Here is a 19356-nt window from a genome sequence, read left to right as displayed (position 1 = left end):
ATATTAGGTTTAACATTAATAACCTGAGTTATCTGCCGAGATGGATAATCATTGCTATCGATGTAATGATTCTGTTATTTTCATTCTCTTTTACGTATTTACTTTTTGAAGGGACTGCAATTGGATATATTATTACATCTCATGATTTTTATTTTGTTGCAAGTTTAATTTTTGTAAACGTATTTTTCTTTTGGCTCTTCCGGACATATTCAGGAATTATCAGGCATTCTGGTTATATAGATGCAATAAAACTGCTTTTTTCTCAAATGTCGGTTTTGGTATTTTTCTTATTTATAAATTTAGTTTTTGAATTGTACACTGGGCATAAAGCCTTTTTTGAATACTGCACTGTTTATAAATTTAGTTTTGTCATTTTGTGGTTTGTTTCTATATCGCGTAATAGTAAAACAGACTTTTGAAATGTACTTTTCAGAAAAAGCGACCACAAAATTGGTTAGGACAGTTATTTATGGTACAGATGCCAACGCAATTTCTGTAGCAAATGCTCTTAAGTTTGAAACACCTTCTCGATTTAAAATAGTAGGATTTGTAGATAAGAACAATCAGAATGCTTCGAAGCGTATGCTTGATCTTCCTATTTTGATATTAAGAAAAAAGCTTCCGGCATTAATGCGATCTGTGGTCGCAGAAGGTGTAATTATTGCTGATAAAAGTTTAAGCAAGGAAGAACAACTAATCATTGTTGATCAATGTTTGGAATTTAATTACAGAGTATATACAGTTCCTTTAATTTCAGATTGGGAGAATCAAAAAGAAATTTCTCAAAAAGTTAAGAATATTCAGATTGAAGATTTATTAGAAAGAAAACCTATAGTTCTAGACAGTAAATCAATTTCTAAGCAATTAAAAGATAAGACAATTTTAATTACAGGAGCAACTGGCTCAATTGGAAGTGAAATAGTAAGACAGGTCTTAAACTTTAATCCAAAAACTGTTATTGTTTTAGATCATGCTGAAACGCCATTACATAATTTGTGTCTAGAAACTCAAGCTATGAATTCGAGCGCAAAGATTGTAGCGGTAATAGCGGATGTTAGGAGTAAAAAAGCTTTAGAAAAGGTATTCAAAAATTATAATCCACATGTGGTTTTTCATGCCGCAGACTTATAAACATGTACCTTTGATGGAAGAAAATCCTTCTCAAGCTATTCAAACTAATATTAAAGGAACTAAGAATTTGGCAGATTTAGCATGCAAATATCATGTGAAGAAATTTGTAATGGTCTCTACAGATAAAGCCGTTAACCCAAGTAATGTAATGGGGGCAAGTAAGCGTATAGCTGAAAAGTATGTACAGTCTTTATTCTTAAAAAATCAGAGAGAAAATAATGAGGGCGGTACAAAATTTATTACAACTCGTTTTGGTAACGTTTTAGGTTCAAACGGTTCAGTTGTTCCTTTATTTACTAAACAAATTGCAGAGGGTGGACCAGTAACAATAACGCATCAGGATATTATACGTTATTTTATGACTATTCCAGAAGCTTGTCAATTAGTATTAGAAGCTGGCGCAATGGGTAATGGTGGCGAAATATATATATTTGATATGGGTAAACCTGTACGAATAATAGATTTGGCTAAGAAAATGATTAAACTTGCTGGTTTTATACCGGATAAAGAAATAAAAATCAAGATTGTTGGATTAAGACCTGGCGAAAAATTGTATGAGGAATTGTTAAATGACACTTCTAAAACAGTCGCCAACGTATCATGAGAAAATTATGATTGCACAAGAAATTCAGGATGAATACGAAAATTTACATATTGATGTAGATGAGCTTATAGGAATTGCCGATTTTTATGAAAATGATGATATCGTAACTAAAATGAAAAAAATTGTTCCTGAGTTTAAAAGCATGAATTCTGCTTTTGAAGTCTTGGACAAATAACTTTAAGTTAAATAAAATATATAATATATAGTCAAAAGGTGTTTTTTCAAAAAACACCTTTTGGCATTTTTAAACAATATCTAAAATGTTAAAAATCCTGTTAATTTTAGAATTGATCCAATTAATTTTTCCAGTTTTTACATAATGATTGATTCTAATAATACAAATGACTGGTTGTTTGAAATAACACCAAAAAATAAATTTTTCTCGCTTAACTTTAAAGAAGTATGGCAGTATAGAGATCTATTAATGCTTTTTGTAAAACGCGATATAATCACAGTTTACAAACAAACCGTTTTAGGTCCTCTTTGGTACTTAATACAGCCATTATTTACTTCGGTAACTTTTACTATAATATTCAATAATGTTGCTGGAATTAATACTGGTGAAATTCCTCCCTTTTTATTTAATCTTGGAAGTATTACAGTATGGAATTATTTTACAGCATGCGTTAACGGAACTTCTGATACTTTTAAATCGAACGCTTCAGTTTTCGGAAAAGTTTATTTTCCTAGAATTATTACACCATTGTCTATAGTAATATCTAATTTAATCAAATTTGGAATTCAATTTTGCATTTTTATTGCATTTTACCTTTTTTACTATTTAAAAGGAGCCAATTTAAGTTTAAATGTTTCATTTTTGTTTTTCCCCATATTGATTGCATTTATGGGATTATTGGGCTTAGGTTTAGGAATGCTTATTTCATCAATGGTCACAAAATATCGTGATTTTACTAATTTAGTTAGTTTTGGAATACAACTCCTAATGTACTTATCGGCAGTAATGTATCCGATGCAATTAATAAAGCAAAAATTACCTCAATTTGGATGGATTGTTCAATATAATCCATTAGCATATATAATAGAAACATCTCGCTTTATGCTTTTAGATATTGGTGATATATCTATAGGAGGTTTGCTTTATACTTTATTCATCACCTTTGTAGTCTTTTTTATTGGATTGTTAGCATTTAATAGAACAGAAAAAAGCTTTATAGACACCATCTAGCAGTTTTGTCATATGATTTTATTAAAAAATAATGTTCTATATTCTTCATGAAAGATATTATATTAAAAGCCGAAAATATTTCTAAACAATACCGTTTAGGTCAGGTAGGAACAGGAACTTTAAGCCATGATTTAAATCGTTGGTGGCATAAAATTCGTGGCAAAGAAAATCCATATTTAAAAATAGGAGAGGTTAATGATCGTTCTACCAAAGGAACTTCAGATTATGTATGGGCCTTACAAGATATTAGTTTTGAAGTAAAGCGTGGAGAAGTTTTAGGAATCATTGGAAAAAACGGTGCTGGGAAATCTACCCTTTTAAAAATACTTTCAAAAGTTACCGCTCCTACAACGGGAAGCATTAAATCTCGTGGACGTATAGCATCTTTATTAGAAGTTGGTACTGGGTTTAATGGAGAAATGACAGGCCGAGAAAATATCTTTTTGAATGGTGCTATTTTAGGAATGACCAAAAAAGAAATCACTTCTAAACTGGATGAAATTATTGAGTTTTCAGGATGTGAACGCTACATAGATACTCCCGTAAAAAGATACAGCAAGCGGAATGACAGTTCGTCTAGCATTTGCTGTTGCCGCATTTCTAGAACCTGAAATTTTAGTTATCGATGAGGTTTTGGCCGTTGGCGATGCAGAATTTCAGAAAAAAGCAATTGGTAAAATGCAGGATATTTCAAAAGGAGAAGGAAGAACAGTTTTATTTGTAAGCCATAATATGGTCGTGCGGTAAAGAGTTTGTGCACTCGTGGAATTATTATTGAAAATGGAGCAATTAAGTGCGAAGGAAATATTGATTTTATTATTGATGAATATTTTAGCGAGGATCAACTAGTTAACGATGGTAAGAGAAATGAAATTATAGATGATTCTTTAAACGTGTTCACAAAGTGGTTTTTAAAGGATAGAAATACTTTCGATATCTCTTCTGATGAAAAAGCGAATATTTGTTTTGAATTTATTTCACATAAAAATTTAAAAAATTGCGAATTAGGACTTGTCATAAGAAATTTTGAAGGGAATATATTGCTAGGTTGTAATAGTAGAGATTTTAACGGAGATTATTTTAATATAAAAAATGGAAAATATATTTTTAATTTTGAGTTAATCTTACCTATTATAGATGGAAAATATGAAATAGATATTACTTTAGTTAGCAATAATATCCTAATAGACCAATGGATATCAAAAACTCATTTAATCGTAAAAAATAAATTTGATTCCGTACTTGATAGAAAATGGAGAGGAGAATTAAATCTAAAAACGTATTTTACCTATGATGAACTTTCTTAAAAGGGGATTGATTAAATATTTATTTTTTTCTTTTCAGAAGATTCAACCTAAGTATTATGATAAGAATAATTCGTTAGGTATTAAAATGGGATTAAATTCTATTTTTGAAAAGCCAAAAACCTTGGATGGTGCTAAATACATTGAGATAAATGAAAACTCTAGTATTGGACACAGCGCTTGGTTGGGAGCCTTTGATAAATATTTGAATCAGTCATTTAATCCAAAAATAATAATTTCAAATAATGTTAGAATTGGAAACTATGCTTGTATTACAGCAATAGATGAAATATTAATTAAAGAGGGATGTTTGATTAGTGAATATGTTTATATATCAGACCATTATCATGGGTTCGACCCTACCTTAAATTTGTCTCCAAAAGACCAGCCTCTTTTTCCAAAAGGAAAAGTTGAAATTGGTGAGAATACCTTTATTGGATATAGAGTTACAATTCTTTCAGGAGTAAAACTTGGCAAAAATTGCGTGGTAGGATCACATTCGGTAGTTAATAAGTCTTTTCCTGATTATTCAATGGTGGCTGGATCTCCAGCCAAATTAATAAAGTCTTATGATTTTGAAAATAAATACTGGAAAAATGAAGAGGATTAAAAATATATTAAAAAAATCCTTGAATTTAAAAAATATAAAAAACTGGGATTATCATATAGTGAATTTACGTCACTCAAAAATAAATCAAATAAAAAAACTTCAATTCTATTTGGAAGAGAAATTAAAATTACAGATTCTTTTTGGCACTTACATATTCTCAGTGAGCTCTTTTTGGAGGAGGTTTATAAATTCAATTCGGACAATACAAAACCTAAAATAATTGATTGTGGTTCAAATATCGGTTTAAGCATTATTTTTTTTAAAAGAATGTTTCCAGATGCTGAAATTGTTGCATTTGAACCTGATAACGAAATTTTCAATATCTCTAAATATAATTTAAACCAATTTGGTATTACTGATGTTGAATTATTTCAAAAAGCAGTTTGGACAAAAGAAGAAAGTCTAGTTTTTGCTAAGACAGGTTCATTAGGTGGGCATATTGTTCACGAAATAGGAAATAATACAATTGAGATTCAAGCAATTCGGTTAAAAGATTTATTAGTGGAAAAAATAGATTTTTTAAAAATTGATATTGAGGGCCCCGAATATGATATTTTGAAAGATTAGTGGAGAATCATTAAAAAATGTGGAAAATATTTTTGTTGAATATCATAGTCTTTCTGAAAACTCTCAGATGATCGGAGAATTGCTAATTATATTGAAAAATGCTGGTTTTAAAATATACATTAAAGAAGCATGGGAAAACATGAAAAATCCTTATATAGAAAAAAGAGCACCTTATTTCTATGATCTGCAATTAAATATATTTGGTTATAGATTATAAAAAATCGTCTACTAAAAATATTTTCGCGATATTAATTCTTTTGTATATTTAAAGGCTTTTTGCTTGCCAAAAGAATATTACTCTTATTACAAAAAATCATAAAAGTTAGTATAAATTAGTTTATATGCCTCATAATAAAATAAAATTTCTTGCCTATTATTTACCACAGTACCATCCTATTCCTGAAAATGATAAGTTTTGGGGAAAGGGTTTTACAGAATGGCGAAATGTTACCAAAGCAAAACCATTATTTAAAGGACATTATCAGCCAAGATTTCCTTCAGATTTGGGATATTATGATTTAAGAGTATCTGAAGTAAGGGAACAGCAAGCGCCTATAGCCAAAGAATATGGTGTAGACGGTTTTTGTTATTATCACTATTGGTTTGGAAATGGGAAGTTAGTGTTAGATGGGCCGTTAAAGGAAGTCATAGGGTCTAAAAAACCTGACTTCCCTTTCTGTGTATGTTGGGCTAATGAAAGCTGGAAAGGTATTTGGTTCGGAGATAAAAAAAAGAAATACTTATTCAACAAGAATATCCAGGAAAACAAGATTATATAGATCATTTTAATTATTTGTTAAGTGCTTTCAAAGATGAGCGCTATATCAGAGTAGATGGAAAATGTTTGTTTAATGTTTATCTTCCTACAGAAATATTAGACTTATCACTCTTTGTAAATACATTTAGAGAGTGTGCTAAAGAGTCTGGTATTGGAGATTTATATTTAGTAGCCACTAGATGTCCAGAAAATTGGGACGCCAAAGCTTTTGGTTTTGATGCTGTTGTTGGATCACAATTTTCCACTCTTCGATATGTAACAGGAGATAGGTATGAAAAACGAACGATTGGTAAGAGATTGATAAATCGTGTTAAACGTATTCTTATTAATCATAGGCAAGTTAATCTAAATTTTGAAGAACGAGATAAACCTTTGATTGTAGATTATGAAGAAGCCTGTAAGTATTTATTGCCAACTAAAAAAATTCCCATGGCATCATTTTCCTTGTGTTATTCCAGATTGGGATAATACTGCTAGAGCTGGACAGAAAAGTTTGATTTTTCATAATTCAACTCCTGAACTTTGGCAAAAACATCTTGAAAATGCTTGTGATTATGTCATAGATTATCAAGAAGAGCAACAAATAATTTTTATTAAATCATGGAATGAATGGGCAGAAGGTAATTATTTAGAGCCTGATTCTAAGTGGGGTTACAGTTATCTAAAGGTGTTGAAGAGTATAAAAGAGCGATATAATGGGTAGATGCAATAGATAAATAAATTGTAGTAGCCTTTACTATATCTCTTTATACAGAATGACTCCATTTTATATTAATATAATTTGTCTTTCTTACAAGAGAAAATATGGGAACAGTCAAATAGAATGCAATAAATACAAATAATGATTAGTAATTATTTAGTTTCAATTATAATGCCAGCATACAATGCCGAACATTATATTAATGATGCAATAAACTCTGTTATTATTCAGACTTATAATAATTGGGAATTGATTATTGTTGATGATGGTTCGACTGATAAAACGGCAAGCATTGTAAACCAATGGTTGGGGAAAGATAAACGAATTCAATATTATTATCAAGAAAATGGAAAGCAAGGAAAAGCTAGAAATTATGGTATCTCAAAATCTAAAGGTATTTATCTCGCATTTCTTGACGCTGACGACTTATGGTTACCCCATAAGTTAGAGATTCAAATAAAGGAGATTCAAGAAAAGGAAGTGGATTTAGTTTTTTGTGATTCTTTTGTTTTTTCAAGTCACGAAATAATTGATGTTTCTAAAAAAATGAATATTTCCGGAGAAGTATTTTACAATACAGACGACATTAAATTATTTCTTCAGGGAAACAGAATTCCAATACTTACAGTGCTAGTTAAAAAGGAAAAAGTAATAAATGTAAACAGTTTTTCAGAAGATTTAAATATTCAAAATGTCGAGGATTATCATTTGTGGTGTAAGTTACTAATGTCTAAAAATATCTTTTATTCTTCCAAACATACTCTTACAAAATATAGAGAACATAGTCACTCAGCAACAGCAAGCAGATAAATTAGTATTAGATAAGATTCCAAATGTTTTTTTTGATCTTTTACAACTTTACCCAGAGTATAAAAGAGAAATTAAGAAAGAATTAAAATTAAAATTTCGACTTATTTATAAAAGAAATCTTTTCACTAAAGAACAGTTAGCTAGTTGGATTGAAAAGAATACATTGTATTTATCACTACCAAAAGAAAGATATTTTTATTTGCTTTTAAATTTCTTTCTGCCAACAAAAATCACAAAAAGAGCCTTAATTAATATTTTAAATAGATAAAATATACAAATCATTTTTTAATTAATGATAACAATAATATACCCTTATAGAAATAGAGAATTGTCTAGAATTAAAAAGTCTTTAGATTCTTTATTAAATCAATCTAATAAGGATTTCTGTGTTGTCTTTGTAGATTATGGATCTAATTTCGAAATGGCAGACTCTGTCAAAGAGTTATTACAGCAATATAAATTTGTAAAATATATTTATTCTTTTCATAATAATCAGCCTTGGTCACGCGCAAAAGCAATTAATATTGGATTGCGATTTGTAGAAACAGAATATGTTTTTATAGCAGACATAGACATTCTTTTTCATAATAAATTTATCGACACTTTATTTGAACTGAAATCTAAAAGTGATAATGTTTATTTCCAAGTTGGTTATTTAGATGAATCTGAAAGTGCTGAGGTTAAAGAATTTAATCATTACACCGTTGCCTCTAAAAGTATACCTGAAGGACAAGGTTTATCATTTTTTAAACAAACAGCACTATTGAAAATTAGAGGCTTTGACGAGTTTTTTCATTTTTGGGGCGCTGAAGATGAAGATGTACATTTAAGACTTCAAAGTGAAGGTTTTTCTTCTAAATTTTATGATGATGAAATTTTACTATTGCATCAATGGCATGAAAGTTTTCAAAAGCTGAATAAAAATAAACTAACAAAAGAACCAATTTTGTCAGATGCATTTGATTTGAACAAGCAAAAAAATGAGGTTCAATCAAAAAAATAATATTGTAAAACCTAATAAGGAAAATTGGGGGAAATTGATCACTGAAAATGATTTTCAACTTTTAAATTCAAATCAGGATTCTATTATTTTATTAAATAAAAAACACGTGATTGAAAATTTTATAAATATTATTTTACCCAAAACTGATTCTAAAATAATCAATGTTATTTTTAAGGAAGACGAGTATCAATTGACTTTTAAATATAAAATAAAGAAATTGTTAGGCATTAAATCAAATGGATATTATTCTTTAAAAGAAATTAACGATCTGCTTCTCAAAATTCTTGTGATTTATTACCAAGATTATTTATTTACTTACGAGATAAGCTCTGATTTGAAAAGTATCCAATTAAAAATTAAGAAATAATTACTTTAATGTCTGAATTAATATCCATAATAATTCCAACATTCAACAGGGCTCATTTGATCTGTGAAACTCTTGACAGTATTTTAATTCAAACCTATAAAAATTGGGAGTGTATTATTGTTGATGATGGCAGTACTGATAATACCGAGGATATAGTAAATCAATATATTGAAAAAGATAAGCGTTTCCAATATTATAATCGTCCTAAAGATAGAGTAAAGGGGCCAAATGCATGTCGCAATTATGGTTTCGAACTTTCAAAAGGAGATTGGATAAAATGGTTTGATAGCGATGACTTGTTTTTTGAAAATGCCTTAAGTAGAAGTGCTGATTATTTTGACGATAATGTTGACGTTACCGTTTCTTCATTACAGTATGTTAATAGTAAAGGAATAAAAATGGAAAGAAAACATGAGTTTATTTCTGATAATTTAATTGAAAGCTATTTAGTTAAAAATATTACATTTTATACTTTTACTCCTACTTGGAGACGTACTTTTATTACAAGGCAATCTGAACTTTTTGACGAGGCAATATCCACTCTTGACGACTGGGATTTTAACTTGAGAATGTTATATCAAAATCCGGTTATAAAATATATTGACGAACCACTTATTAAATATAGAGTTCACGAAAGCTCATTGTCACATGAAATAGAGAAATTGAATTACGACGAAATAAAATCTGAAATGATTGCTCGAGAAAAACATGTTCAATTGCTTAAACAAAATAAAAAAGTTGATTTCGTAATATTGAAGAAATTTATTATACGGAGATATAAATATTTTTTTAAAGAGTCAATGTCAAAAAAAGAAGCATCGTTATTACTACTTGAAAATTGTTTTAAAAAAAGAGTTAGAACTACAAGATTTTATGGGTATAATTAAAACATTATCTGGTTTTATTTTAATTCAGTTGTTTAATAAAGGTTATAGTTTGTTAAAATAGACGCGAGACAGCTAAATTGAATATCGTATAAATAAGGAATGAGAGGTATAAAGCAAAGAAATGATAACATTTAAAAGTTTAGGAAAAAAAGGGAAATCTGGGAAATCAGCTTTTTCAAATTGCTTCAACAATTGGAATTGCCAATAAAAATGGACATGAATTTGTGTTTCCTGCTTGGGAATACGCTAAGTACTTTAGTTACAAGTTCCCTATTATTGATCCAAATAAAATTAATGACTTTGTACAAGTCATTGAAAAATCGTATTCATTTCAAGAATGGCATTTAGATCAAAAAAATTATGATGTTAACGGGGCTTTGCAATCAGAAAAATATTTTGACAAAAACTTCACTAAGAAATTATTTGAGTTCGATGCAGATTTTTTAAAAGTCACATTAAGTAAATACGAATATTTGTTTGATAAAAAAACCATTTTCATCTCGGTTAGAAGAGGTGATTTCGTTTATCATCCTGATTACTACCAATTACCTTTTCAATATTATTTTTTGGCTTTAAAAGAATATTTTCCTGATTGGAACGAACGAAATTTAATTTTTATGAGCGATAATATCAAATATTGTAAATTTCATTTTGGATTTTTAAAGAATGCTTTTTTTTTAGAAAACATTTCTGCTGTAGAGCAATTGGCGATTTGTTTAAAAGGACAGGATTTTATTATAAGTAATTCGACATTCTCATGGTGGGGCGACATGGTTAGCTGAAAAAGAAAACAGTATTATCATTAGACCTTTGAAAAACTTTAGGGGTTCACTGGCACAATTAAATAACGATTCTGATTATTTTCCCAATCGTTGGATAGAATTTGATTACAAGAAAAAGAGTATTAGTGATTTAGGATTAGTTTTGGCATTCAAGGGATTCGGTTATCAAGTTGTTGACGTGCTAAAATTTAGCGTACAGCAAAGTAAAATTTTAGTAAAAAAAATAATCAAGAAATTTTTTTCTTAAATGAAAATACTTTTAGTTTCTATGCCCTCTGTCCATGTTATTCGTTGGATAGAAAATCTAAAAGATACTTCTTTTGAATTGTATTGGTTTGATGTTCTGGGAAGAGGTAAGCTAGAAACGTTAGATTCTGTTCATCAATTTACGGATTGGAAAAAAGAAAAAGATCTCATATAAAAGGAGAGTATTTCCTGAGTAAAAAAGTGCCAGTATTATATGAAAAAATTCAACCTTTTTTTGAAATAACTGCAAATGAAGCATTAGAAAAAATAATTTTAGAAATTCAACCTGATATTGTTCATAGTTTTGAGATGCAAAGTTGTAGTTATCCCATACTCAAAGCGATGCAAAAACATTCGAAAACAAAATGGCTGTATTCTTGTTGGGGAAATGATTTATATTATTTTGAACAATTTTCAGAACATTTAAAAAAATTAGGCAAGTTCTTAAAAGAGTTGATTTTTTGCACACAGATTGTGAGCGAGATTATACTTTGGCTAAAAAAAATGGTTTTTCGGGGATCCATTCAGATGTTGTTCCCGGAGGAACCGGTTATAAATTAAATGAACTACAATCATACAAACAGCCACTTTTAAACCGTAGAATAATTTTGGTAAAAGGTTACGAACATATTTTCGGCCGGGGTTTAAATATCGTAAAAGCACTGCATACTATTCAAGATAAAATTGCAGACTATAAGATTGTTGTTTTTGGAGCGCACCGTAAAGTAATTGATTATGTAGAATTGAATCAATTGAATTTTAAAGTTTATGACAGAAACCAACTTACACATCAGGAATTACTTGAATTAATGGGTAAATCATTACTTTATATTGGCGACAATATTTCTGATGGAATGCCTAATACACTTTTGGAGGCTATTGTAATGGGGGCGTTTCCTATTCAATCCAATCCAAGCAGCGCAACTGAAGAAATCCTAAAAAATGGAGTAAATGGCTTATTAATCGAAAATCCAGAATCAATTTCTGAGATTATAATGCTTATTTTGAATGCTGTTTCTAATTTTGAATTGTTGGAAAAAGCGGCAATTGAAAATGAAAACATTTCAATAGAAAAATTAGATTATTCAATCAATAGAAAAAAAGTAATTGATATTTATACGAAAATTTTAAAATGCGAGTAGGCTTCAATCCACATAAAGACAAGCTTCAGGAAGAATCTAATTATTTTCATCAGGTTGTAATTCCTGTTTATATACCCAATCAGGAAGATTATTTTAAAGATAGTTTCGAGATTTTGAAACTCTGCTTAAATTCACTTTTTAATACCATTCATGATAACACATTTATTACGATCGTAAACAATGGGAGTTGCGAATTAATTATAAATTATCTAAACAATTTATTTGCTGAAAATAAAATTCAGGAGATAATTCAAACGACCAATATCGGAAAACTCAACGCTGTCTTAAAAGGTATTTCGGGTAATAATTTTTCTCTGATTACAATTTCAGATTCAGATGTTTTATTTTTGAATAATTGGCAAAAAGCTACTTATGATGTTTTTGAAAATTTTCCAAAAACAGGAGCGGTATGTCCAACACCGTCATCAAGATCTTTAAGATCTCTTACAACAAATATATATTGGGACTATTTTTTTTCTAAAAAATTGTGCTTCAGCAACATTCAAAATCCGGAGGCATTAAAAAAATTTGCTCATAGTGCCGGAAATATAAATTTTTACAATGATGTACAATTAAAAAAATACTTGACCATAACTAATAAAGATATAAAGGCAGTGGTTGGAGCAGGACATTTTGTAACGACTTACCGAGGTTCTGTTTTTGATGATTTACAAGGCCGATATACGCCTTTTAAACTTGGAGGAGACAGCGAATTTGAATTTTTAGATATTCCGGTTATAAAAAAAGGTTTTTGGAGATTATCAACTTCGGATAATTATGCTTATCATATGGGGAATGTCTTAGAACCTTGGATGTTTAATGAAATACCGAAGTTAAATAACGATAAAAAAAGAGCTTTTCAGATCTCAACAACAGGATCGACTTCCACTTTTTCTTATTTTATTAAAAGTAAACTTTTCGCGAAAATTATATTGAATAAAAAAATAATGAAATACTTTTTAATCTGGAAAGGACTTTCAAAAGAAGAGGCTGATAATTATTTGTAGAATAAATAAATGCAAAATAAAATTAAAATAGCTTATCTCATCACTGCCTACCATAATTATGATCATCTAAAAAAAATAATTGTAGCGCTCAATGATACTAATGTGTTTTTTTATCTGCATATCGATAAAAAAGCCGCATTGCCAACTAATTTAGATGAATTTGAAAACCTTAAGTTTATTAAAAGACATAAAGTGTGGTGGGCAGGCTGGTCGCATCAAAAAGCTATACTGAATCTAATGTCAGAAGCAGTAAAGACAAATTATGATTACTACGCTTTAATTAGCGGAAGTGATTATCCTATTAAAAATAATGACTTTCTATATTCGCAATTAAATCAAGGGGGTGAATTTATTAGCATAAAAGAGGGTTTTCCATCTGAAATGAAAAAAGACTGGATAACAAATTTTTACTTTGATTTGTTTTACAGAAGAAAACCAAACAAACCCCTCTGGATCAAAATACTATTAAAATTGGAAAAGCAAATTAGCTTAAATTTTCCAAAAAAGAAATATCCGTTTAAAAAGGTTTTCTTTGGGCCAACTTGGTGGATTTTGAGCCATTCAACGACTGTTTATATTTTAAACTTCCTCGATGCTAATCCGCAATATAAAAGCTTTTTTAAAAACTCTTATTGTTCTGAAGAAATTCTAATACCAACAATTATTGGAAATTCTGACATTAGTAATTTGAAAGGAAACTTAACTTATGTAGATTGGTCGGTTCATCCTGGTCCAGCTTATATTTCTGAAAAACACATTAAAATTTTTGAGAAAGATTTTGTAAACAATGAAATGGGAGACAATCAGGCTTTTTTTGCTAGAAAATTCAAAAATGATTGTTCTGAACTTTTGCAAAGCAAATTGATAATAATTTAAGAGCTTAATTTTATGTTAACACTACTTTATCCTTATCGAAATAGAGAAATAGAACGTGTTAAACGCTCGTTAGATTCATTATTGAACCAAACTAATATGGATTTTAAGGTGGTTTTAGTAGATTATGGTTCAAATAGTTCTTCAGCTTCTTGCATCAAAGAACTTATTTCCTTTTATCCATTCGCAAGTTATATCTATAATTTTTCAGAATTTCAGCCTTGGTCACGAGCAAAAGCGATAAATATTGGATTAAGAAATATTAATGCTGAATATGTTTTTACTGCTGATGTAGACATGATTTTCAGTCCCAATTTTATTACAAAATTGCACGAATTGAAGAATCCCTTAAAAGCATATTACTTTAAAGTTGGCTTTTTAAATGAGAAAGAATCTGAAACAAAAAAAGTATTTGAGAATTACAATATTGATTTTTACTCTGAAGTTGGTGCTCAGGGATTATCATTACTTCCTCTGAAAAAGTTGGAAGAAATTAATGGTTACGATGAGTTTTTACATTTTTGGGGTGCCGAAGATATTGATATTCACAACCGGCTGGAAAGATCTGGGCTTGAAAGTGTTTTTTACAACAATGAAATTTTAATGCTTCACCAATGGCACAAAAGCTATAGAAGTGCCGAAAAAAAAGTTCTTACTCAGGATTTACAATTAACAAATATTGTACAAATCAATCATCAGCAATTATTGAGTAACAATCGAAATCAAAAAGTACAAGTTAATAATCAAAAATGGGGAAATGGAACTTCTGAAATTGATTTTCATCAATTAAATGTAGATCAGAAAGAAATGGTTTTACTCAATAAAGTAGAAGTTGTAACTCATTTTTTGTTTTGTGAACTGCCAAATTTTAAAAACGGAATTATAAATGTTCGTTTTAAAGAAGATAATTTTCAAAAATCAATAAAATATAAAGCAAAGAAATTATTGGGGAAAAAAAGTTCCAAAATATTATTCGCTTAAAGAAATTAATGATATGATTTTGCTTCATATTATTTCTTTTCACCACAGTTTTCCTTACTCTTACGAAGTTAGTAATGATTTAAAAAGTATTTCTTTTAAAATAAAAAAATAAGAAAGATTTAAATTTTATTATTTTTACGCAAATCCAAATTTTAATGCCTCAAGTAGTTCTAATTTCACAAGTCCCTTTGCCGTATTCCAAAATAGGAAGCTGGACAACTTTGTACCATAATTATTTGACGCGCAATCATAAAGTGGATTATATTATTTGTAAGTAACCAGACCAGTTATATCCAGAAATTCAATATCAATTTGTTGCCGACACTTTTGCAATAAAACTTCTAAAGAAAATTTTAAAAAATCCTTATTTGGGATATTTTAAAGCACTTGAAAAAATTCTTGAAAAAGAAGAAAAAATAATTATTCAAATCATTGATAATTTTGGAATTGTAAAACCGCTGATCGATTTTTTAGAACGAAAAGGAAAAAGAAGCCAATGTTACCTTCAGTTTTTTTATCATGGCTTTGCTCCATTTTATGAAAACTTTCTTGGGAGATGGTTTTTTGAATGTATTGATGAAATGGTTGTGCTGACTAATGATTCTTATAAAGCGCATAAAAACTATTATACGGTTTTGCCAACAAAATTTTCGGTACTGCATAACGGAATTGATACTTCAAAATTTCACACAATACAATCATCAGAAAAAGAAATCTTAAAAAAGGAGCTAAAAATTACCAGTAAAAAAGTCTTTATATGGTGCTCTCAGGATCGTCCCAAAAAAGGATTAGATCTTATTCTAGATGTTTGGAAAAAAATATACAGTGAAGAAAAAGATATTCTTCTTTTAGTGATAGGGGTAAATCGTGAAATTGCAATAGATGGGGTTTCTTTTTTAGGAAAAATTTCTAATGATAATTTACCCAAATATTATCAAATTGCCGATTGCTATTTGTTTCCTACTCTTTGGCATGAAGGTTTTGGCATGAGCTTGATCGAAGCTTTACATTGTGGTTGCTACTGCATTGCTTCTTCCAATGGTGGAGTTCCAGAAGTTTTACAATATGGAAAACTTGGAAAATTAATAGAAAGCCCAAACATTGTAGAAGAATGGGAATTAGCTGTTTTGGAGTTCTTGGATCAAAAAGAAATAATTCCAGTTTTCATTCCAGAGAATTTGTATTCTTTAGATAGTTGGAATTTCGGAATGAATAAAATTATTGATAATGCAAAATCACTTTTTTAAAATAAAAACATGAATTTAAAAAAACAAATAAAGAATAGAGTAAAAGAAGAAATTCAAAAAAAGGGATTTAAGATTATCAATGTATTTAATTTTAATTATTTAGAGAGTATTCTATACCAATATATTCGTAAAAACAAGACCATTAGCCTTATTCAAATCGGAGCAAATGACGGTAAAAGATTTGATCCTATTAACGAATTCATAAAATATAATAAAGATAAAGTATCAGGTTTTGTTATTGAACCAGTAAGTGATTACTTCAAAGATTTGTCTGCTACATATAAAGATTATCCGAATATAATACCTCTGAATTTTGCAATTCATAATACTTTGTCCGAAACTATTATTTACAAAATTGCAAAAGAGTTTGAGACAAAGGTTCCAGAATTTGCCTTAGGAATTGCTTCTTTTGATCCTAATCATCATACCAAAACAAAGATTCCGTCTGAATTTTTATCAGAAGAAAAGGTAAAATGTATTTCTTTTTCAAACTTAATAAAAGAATATAATATTGAAAATGTTGATGTTTTAGTTCTAGATACTGAAGGGTATGATTATGACATTTTAACAAACCTAGATTTTAGTAAAATTTCTCCATCAATTATTCATTTTGAGCATGGTTTAAGAACAAAAAATATGAGTTTAGAACAATTCAAAGAATTAAAAGAGCTATTTAATAAAAATGACTATCAATTATTGGTTGAGGATACTAATGCAACGGCAATAAAAACTTTTACATTTTTATAATGAACAGCAAAACAATTGCAATAATTCCCGCTCGCGGTGGCTCAAAACGCATTCCTGAAAAAAATATTCAGATTTTTGCAGGCTTACCGTTATTAGTTCATTCTATTCTTTATGCTCAAAATAATAAAGATTTGATAGACGAGATTTATGTTTCTACAGATAATGAAAACATAAAAAAAATTGCAATAGAATTTGGAGCAAAAGTGATTGATAGACCAGCATCACTTTCGGGAGATTTTGAACCAACAATTTCTGCTATGAAACATGTTTTAGAATCTATTGACAATAGTGATGTTGCAAATGTAGTTTTATTGCGACCTTACAAATCCACTGCGTCCGGAAAACCTATTAGTAGAATCTTTTGAAATTTATGAAAACGGGAATTATGATAGTCTCTTTACGGTTTCAAGAAATCATCAAAAATTCGGAAAAATTATTGAAAATAAATTTAAGCCTTTTAATTATACAATAGGACAGCGAAGCCAAGATTTAGAACCGCTTTTTTTTGAAAATGGATTACTCTATATATCAAAAAAGCATTTGATTTTAAACAATACCATAATTTCAGAAAATGCTTTTCCGTTAGAAATTGATCATATTTACGCAAAAGTTGATATTGATACGAAAGAAGATTTTGATTATGCTGAATACATCAAAAACACAATAAAATAATTTTATGAATCCATATATAGAAATCGCAGGTCGAAAAATTGGACCAGATTATCCACCATTAGTAATTGCCGAAATAGGAATTAACCATGAAGGATCACTTAAAGTGGCCAAAGAAATGGTTGATGCTTGCTCATAGAGCTGGAGTAGAGGTTGTAAAACATCAAACTCATATTGTGGAAGATGAAATGAGTGGCGCCATGAAGAAAGTAATTCCAGGTAATGCTGATGTTTCTATATATGAAATTATGGAGCGTTGTTCCTTAAATGAAGCCGATGAATTAGAACTTAAAAAATATGTTGAAAGTAAAGGAATGATTTTTATTTCAACACCATTTTCAAGAGTCAGCTGCAGAAAGACTTAAAAAATTTGATATTCCAGCATATAAAATTGGTTCAGGAGAATGTAATAATTATCCGTTATTAGAGCATATTGCTTCTTTTGGAAAACCGGTTATATTAAGTACTGGAATGAACACTATAGAAAGTGTACAAAAAGCTGTTGCAGTTTTTGATAAATATAATGTTCCTGTTGCATTACTGCATACAACAAATTTATACCCTACGCCAATTCATTTAGTTCGTTTTGGAGCGATGGTACAATTGCACGAAGCATTTCCCGATAAAGTTTTTGGTTTAAGCGATCATACTTTGAATAATAATGCGTGTTTAGGAGCAGTTGCTTTAGGAGCAAGTATTCTGGAGCGACATTTTACAGATCACATGCGCCGTACGGGGCCAGATATTGTATGTAGTATGGATGAAAAAGCGTGCGCTGATCTTATTATTGGTTCAGCTGAAATGGCTCAAATGCGTGGAGGGACAAAAGGACCAGCTCAGGAAGAACAAGTTACAATCGACTTTGCATTTGCAACGGTTTGTACAATTACACCAATTAAAAAAGGTGAAGTTTTGTCAAAAGAAAACATTTGGGTAAAGCGTCCAGGAACCGGTGAAATATTGGCGGAACATTTTGAAAGTTTAATTGGCAAAAAGGGTCACGCAAGAGATATTGAAAATGATGAACAATTAAGTTTTAAAGATTTAGAATAAATGGATAATTTATACGATTTAAATAAGTGTTTTGAATATGAAAATGGATTTTATGCAACAGCAGATCCATCAAGATTTAGTAAGTTTATTTCTCATTTAGAATTTTTCAAACAAACTTCAACTGTGAGGGGGAGAAATTGTTGAATTTGGTATTTTTAAAGGAAATTCATTTTTCAGATGGATAAAATTTAGAGATCTTTTAGAACAGACCAAGAGTAGAAAAATCATTGGATTTGATATTTTTGGAGACTTTCCTGAAACCAATTTTGACGATGACAAGGCAACTAGAGATGCTTTTGTGGCTGAAACTAACGGCGGACAAAGTATTTCATATGATGAAATAAACGACTTGCTGACAAAACAAGGATTAAAAAAAAACGTTGATATAATCAAGGGTGATATTTTAGTAACATTAGATGCTTATTTAGATAAAAATCCACAATTAAAAATTTCGCTATTACATATAGATGTCGATTTATATGAGCCGACAAAACACATTCTAGAAAAATTATTCTCAAGAGTAACTAAAGGAGGGATTATCATTTTTGATGATTATGGAGCTTTTTCAGGAACAAATAAAGCCGTTGATGATTTTTTTGAAAATAGTGTTGAAATAAAAAAACTTCCATTTTCACATGCTATTGCCTATATAGTAAAGTAAT

23 protein-coding genes and 3 pseudogenes are annotated in these 19356 nt (G+C 29.3%); all 26 read left to right on the top strand.

Features of this window, described 5'->3' with window-relative positions:
- Positions 1-420 precede the first annotated feature (420 nt).
- The 26 genes and pseudogenes from ACZZ95_RS01685 to ACZZ95_RS01560 all read left to right on the top strand — a co-directional run bounded on the left by ACZZ95_RS01685 (position 421) and on the right by ACZZ95_RS01560 (position 19355).
- Complete coding sequence (locus tag ACZZ95_RS01685; protein WP_463467782.1) at positions 421-1131, top strand: nucleoside-diphosphate sugar epimerase/dehydratase; 711 nt, start codon at positions 421-423, stop codon at positions 1129-1131.
- Positions 1132-1144: 13 nt separating this feature from the next.
- On the top strand, positions 1145-1735 hold the full coding sequence (locus ACZZ95_RS01680; protein ID WP_463471607.1) for a polysaccharide biosynthesis protein: 591 nt from the start codon (positions 1145-1147) through the stop codon (positions 1733-1735).
- 7 nt (positions 1736-1742) lie between these two features.
- Positions 1743-1910 carry a hypothetical protein gene (locus ACZZ95_RS01675; protein WP_463467781.1) on the top strand — a complete coding sequence of 56 codons (168 nt, stop codon included), beginning with the start codon at positions 1743-1745 and terminating at the stop codon, positions 1908-1910.
- A gap of 144 nt (positions 1911-2054) precedes the next feature.
- A complete protein-coding gene (locus ACZZ95_RS01670; protein ID WP_463467780.1) occupies positions 2055-2921 on the top strand; it encodes an ABC transporter permease in 867 nt (288 codons plus the stop codon).
- A 47-nt stretch (positions 2922-2968) separates the two neighbouring features.
- Positions 2969-4228: pseudogene (locus ACZZ95_RS01665) on the top strand (ABC transporter ATP-binding protein).
- Positions 4212-4835: an acyltransferase gene (locus ACZZ95_RS01660; protein ID WP_463467779.1), complete on the top strand. Its 624-nt coding sequence runs from the start codon at positions 4212-4214 to the stop codon at positions 4833-4835. The pseudogene ACZZ95_RS01665 and the gene ACZZ95_RS01660 overlap by 17 nt, the downstream one beginning before the upstream one ends.
- 171 nt (positions 4836-5006) lie before the next feature.
- Positions 5007-5402 (top strand): FkbM family methyltransferase, encoded by a 396-nt coding sequence (locus tag ACZZ95_RS01655; RefSeq protein ID WP_463467778.1) that lies wholly within the window; start codon positions 5007-5009, stop codon positions 5400-5402.
- Between the two features lie 67 nt (positions 5403-5469).
- Positions 5470-5619 (top strand): hypothetical protein, encoded by a 150-nt coding sequence (locus ACZZ95_RS01650; protein ID WP_463467777.1) that lies wholly within the window; start codon positions 5470-5472, stop codon positions 5617-5619.
- Positions 5620-5743: 124 nt separating this feature from the next.
- A pseudogene (locus ACZZ95_RS01645) lies at positions 5744-6648 on the top strand (glycosyltransferase WbsX family protein).
- Positions 6566-6883 (top strand): glycoside hydrolase family 99-like domain-containing protein, encoded by a 318-nt coding sequence (locus ACZZ95_RS01640; RefSeq protein ID WP_463467776.1) that lies wholly within the window; start codon positions 6566-6568, stop codon positions 6881-6883. The pseudogene ACZZ95_RS01645 and the gene ACZZ95_RS01640 overlap by 83 nt, the downstream one beginning before the upstream one ends.
- 168 nt (positions 6884-7051) lie before the next feature.
- Positions 7052-7690 carry a glycosyltransferase family 2 protein gene (locus ACZZ95_RS01635; protein WP_463467775.1) on the top strand — a complete coding sequence of 213 codons (639 nt, stop codon included), beginning with the start codon at positions 7052-7054 and terminating at the stop codon, positions 7688-7690.
- A 292-nt stretch (positions 7691-7982) separates the two neighbouring features.
- Positions 7983-8693: a glycosyltransferase family 2 protein gene (locus ACZZ95_RS01630; RefSeq protein ID WP_463467774.1), complete on the top strand. Its 711-nt coding sequence runs from the start codon at positions 7983-7985 to the stop codon at positions 8691-8693.
- 34 nt (positions 8694-8727) lie between these two features.
- Positions 8728-9060, top strand: coding sequence for a hypothetical protein (locus ACZZ95_RS01625; RefSeq protein ID WP_463467773.1), 333 nt, complete (start codon positions 8728-8730; stop codon positions 9058-9060).
- A gap of 8 nt (positions 9061-9068) precedes the next feature.
- The gene (locus tag ACZZ95_RS01620; protein WP_463467772.1) at positions 9069-9947 is read left to right on the top strand and encodes a glycosyltransferase family 2 protein; all 879 of its coding nucleotides are present in this window, start codon (positions 9069-9071) and stop codon (positions 9945-9947) included.
- Between the two features lie 158 nt (positions 9948-10105).
- Positions 10106-10729 carry an alpha-1,2-fucosyltransferase gene (locus tag ACZZ95_RS01615; protein ID WP_463471606.1) on the top strand — a complete coding sequence of 208 codons (624 nt, stop codon included), beginning with the start codon at positions 10106-10108 and terminating at the stop codon, positions 10727-10729.
- Positions 10730-11122: 393 nt separating this feature from the next.
- Positions 11123-11536: a glycosyltransferase gene (locus ACZZ95_RS01610; RefSeq protein WP_463467771.1), complete on the top strand. Its 414-nt coding sequence runs from the start codon at positions 11123-11125 to the stop codon at positions 11534-11536.
- Positions 11437-12117 (top strand): glycosyltransferase, encoded by a 681-nt coding sequence (locus ACZZ95_RS01605; protein ID WP_463467770.1) that lies wholly within the window; start codon positions 11437-11439, stop codon positions 12115-12117. The genes ACZZ95_RS01610 and ACZZ95_RS01605 overlap by 100 nt, the downstream gene beginning before the upstream one ends.
- Positions 12108-13124 carry a glycosyltransferase family A protein gene (locus ACZZ95_RS01600; RefSeq protein ID WP_463467769.1) on the top strand — a complete coding sequence of 339 codons (1017 nt, stop codon included), beginning with the start codon at positions 12108-12110 and terminating at the stop codon, positions 13122-13124. Before ACZZ95_RS01605 ends, ACZZ95_RS01600 begins: the two co-directional genes overlap by 10 nt.
- A gap of 9 nt (positions 13125-13133) precedes the next feature.
- Positions 13134-14000, top strand: a complete 867-nt coding sequence (locus tag ACZZ95_RS01595; RefSeq protein ID WP_463467768.1) for a beta-1,6-N-acetylglucosaminyltransferase — start codon at positions 13134-13136, stop codon at positions 13998-14000.
- Positions 14001-14012: 12 nt separating this feature from the next.
- Positions 14013-14978 (top strand): glycosyltransferase family 2 protein, encoded by a 966-nt coding sequence (locus ACZZ95_RS01590; RefSeq protein ID WP_463467767.1) that lies wholly within the window; start codon positions 14013-14015, stop codon positions 14976-14978.
- Between the two features lie 368 nt (positions 14979-15346).
- The gene (locus ACZZ95_RS01585; protein ID WP_463467766.1) at positions 15347-16225 is read left to right on the top strand and encodes a glycosyltransferase family 4 protein; all 879 of its coding nucleotides are present in this window, start codon (positions 15347-15349) and stop codon (positions 16223-16225) included.
- Between the two features lie 9 nt (positions 16226-16234).
- Positions 16235-16972 (top strand): FkbM family methyltransferase, encoded by a 738-nt coding sequence (locus ACZZ95_RS01580; protein WP_463467765.1) that lies wholly within the window; start codon positions 16235-16237, stop codon positions 16970-16972.
- On the top strand, positions 16972-17337 hold the full coding sequence (locus ACZZ95_RS01575; RefSeq protein ID WP_463467764.1) for an acylneuraminate cytidylyltransferase family protein: 366 nt from the start codon (positions 16972-16974) through the stop codon (positions 17335-17337). Before ACZZ95_RS01580 ends, ACZZ95_RS01575 begins: the two co-directional genes overlap by 1 nt.
- Positions 17338-17512: 175 nt before the next feature.
- Positions 17513-17644, top strand: a complete 132-nt coding sequence (locus ACZZ95_RS01570) for a hypothetical protein (protein WP_463467763.1) — start codon at positions 17513-17515, stop codon at positions 17642-17644.
- A 4-nt stretch (positions 17645-17648) separates the two neighbouring features.
- Positions 17649-18694, top strand: a pseudogene (locus ACZZ95_RS01565) (N-acetylneuraminate synthase family protein).
- Positions 18695-18830: 136 nt separating this feature from the next.
- Positions 18831-19355, top strand: a complete 525-nt coding sequence (locus tag ACZZ95_RS01560) for a TylF/MycF/NovP-related O-methyltransferase (RefSeq protein WP_463471605.1) — start codon at positions 18831-18833, stop codon at positions 19353-19355.
- Position 19356: the final 1 nt, after the last annotated feature.

The organism is Flavobacterium sp. AC267 (assembly GCF_979258715.1).
Note: the sequence above shows the minus strand (reverse complement) of the source record. Positions and strands in the feature narration are given on the sequence as shown.

Excerpts from the sequence above, each read along its gene's own strand:
- ACZZ95_RS01685 (WP_463467782.1), top strand. The coding sequence starts at position 421 with ATGTACTTTTCAGAAAAAGCGACCACAAAATTGGTTAGGACAGTTATT.
- ACZZ95_RS01680 (WP_463471607.1), top strand. The coding sequence starts at position 1,145 with ATGGAAGAAAATCCTTCTCAAGCTATTCAAACTAATATTAAAGGAACT.
- ACZZ95_RS01675 (WP_463467781.1), top strand. The coding sequence starts at position 1,743 with ATGATTGCACAAGAAATTCAGGATGAATACGAAAATTTACATATTGAT.
- ACZZ95_RS01670 (WP_463467780.1), top strand. The coding sequence starts at position 2,055 with ATGATTGATTCTAATAATACAAATGACTGGTTGTTTGAAATAACACCA.
- ACZZ95_RS01660 (WP_463467779.1), top strand. The coding sequence starts at position 4,212 with ATGATGAACTTTCTTAAAAGGGGATTGATTAAATATTTATTTTTTTCT.
- ACZZ95_RS01650 (WP_463467777.1), top strand. The coding sequence starts at position 5,470 with ATGATCGGAGAATTGCTAATTATATTGAAAAATGCTGGTTTTAAAATA.
- ACZZ95_RS01640 (WP_463467776.1), top strand. The coding sequence starts at position 6,566 with ATGAAGAAGCCTGTAAGTATTTATTGCCAACTAAAAAAATTCCCATGG.
- ACZZ95_RS01635 (WP_463467775.1), top strand. The coding sequence starts at position 7,052 with ATGCCAGCATACAATGCCGAACATTATATTAATGATGCAATAAACTCT.
- ACZZ95_RS01630 (WP_463467774.1), top strand. The coding sequence starts at position 7,983 with ATGATAACAATAATATACCCTTATAGAAATAGAGAATTGTCTAGAATT.
- ACZZ95_RS01620 (WP_463467772.1), top strand. The coding sequence starts at position 9,069 with ATGTCTGAATTAATATCCATAATAATTCCAACATTCAACAGGGCTCAT.
- ACZZ95_RS01600 (WP_463467769.1), top strand. The coding sequence starts at position 12,108 with ATGCGAGTAGGCTTCAATCCACATAAAGACAAGCTTCAGGAAGAATCT.
- ACZZ95_RS01595 (WP_463467768.1), top strand. The coding sequence starts at position 13,134 with ATGCAAAATAAAATTAAAATAGCTTATCTCATCACTGCCTACCATAAT.
- ACZZ95_RS01590 (WP_463467767.1), top strand. The coding sequence starts at position 14,013 with ATGTTAACACTACTTTATCCTTATCGAAATAGAGAAATAGAACGTGTT.
- ACZZ95_RS01580 (WP_463467765.1), top strand. The coding sequence starts at position 16,235 with ATGAATTTAAAAAAACAAATAAAGAATAGAGTAAAAGAAGAAATTCAA.
- ACZZ95_RS01575 (WP_463467764.1), top strand. The coding sequence starts at position 16,972 with ATGAACAGCAAAACAATTGCAATAATTCCCGCTCGCGGTGGCTCAAAA.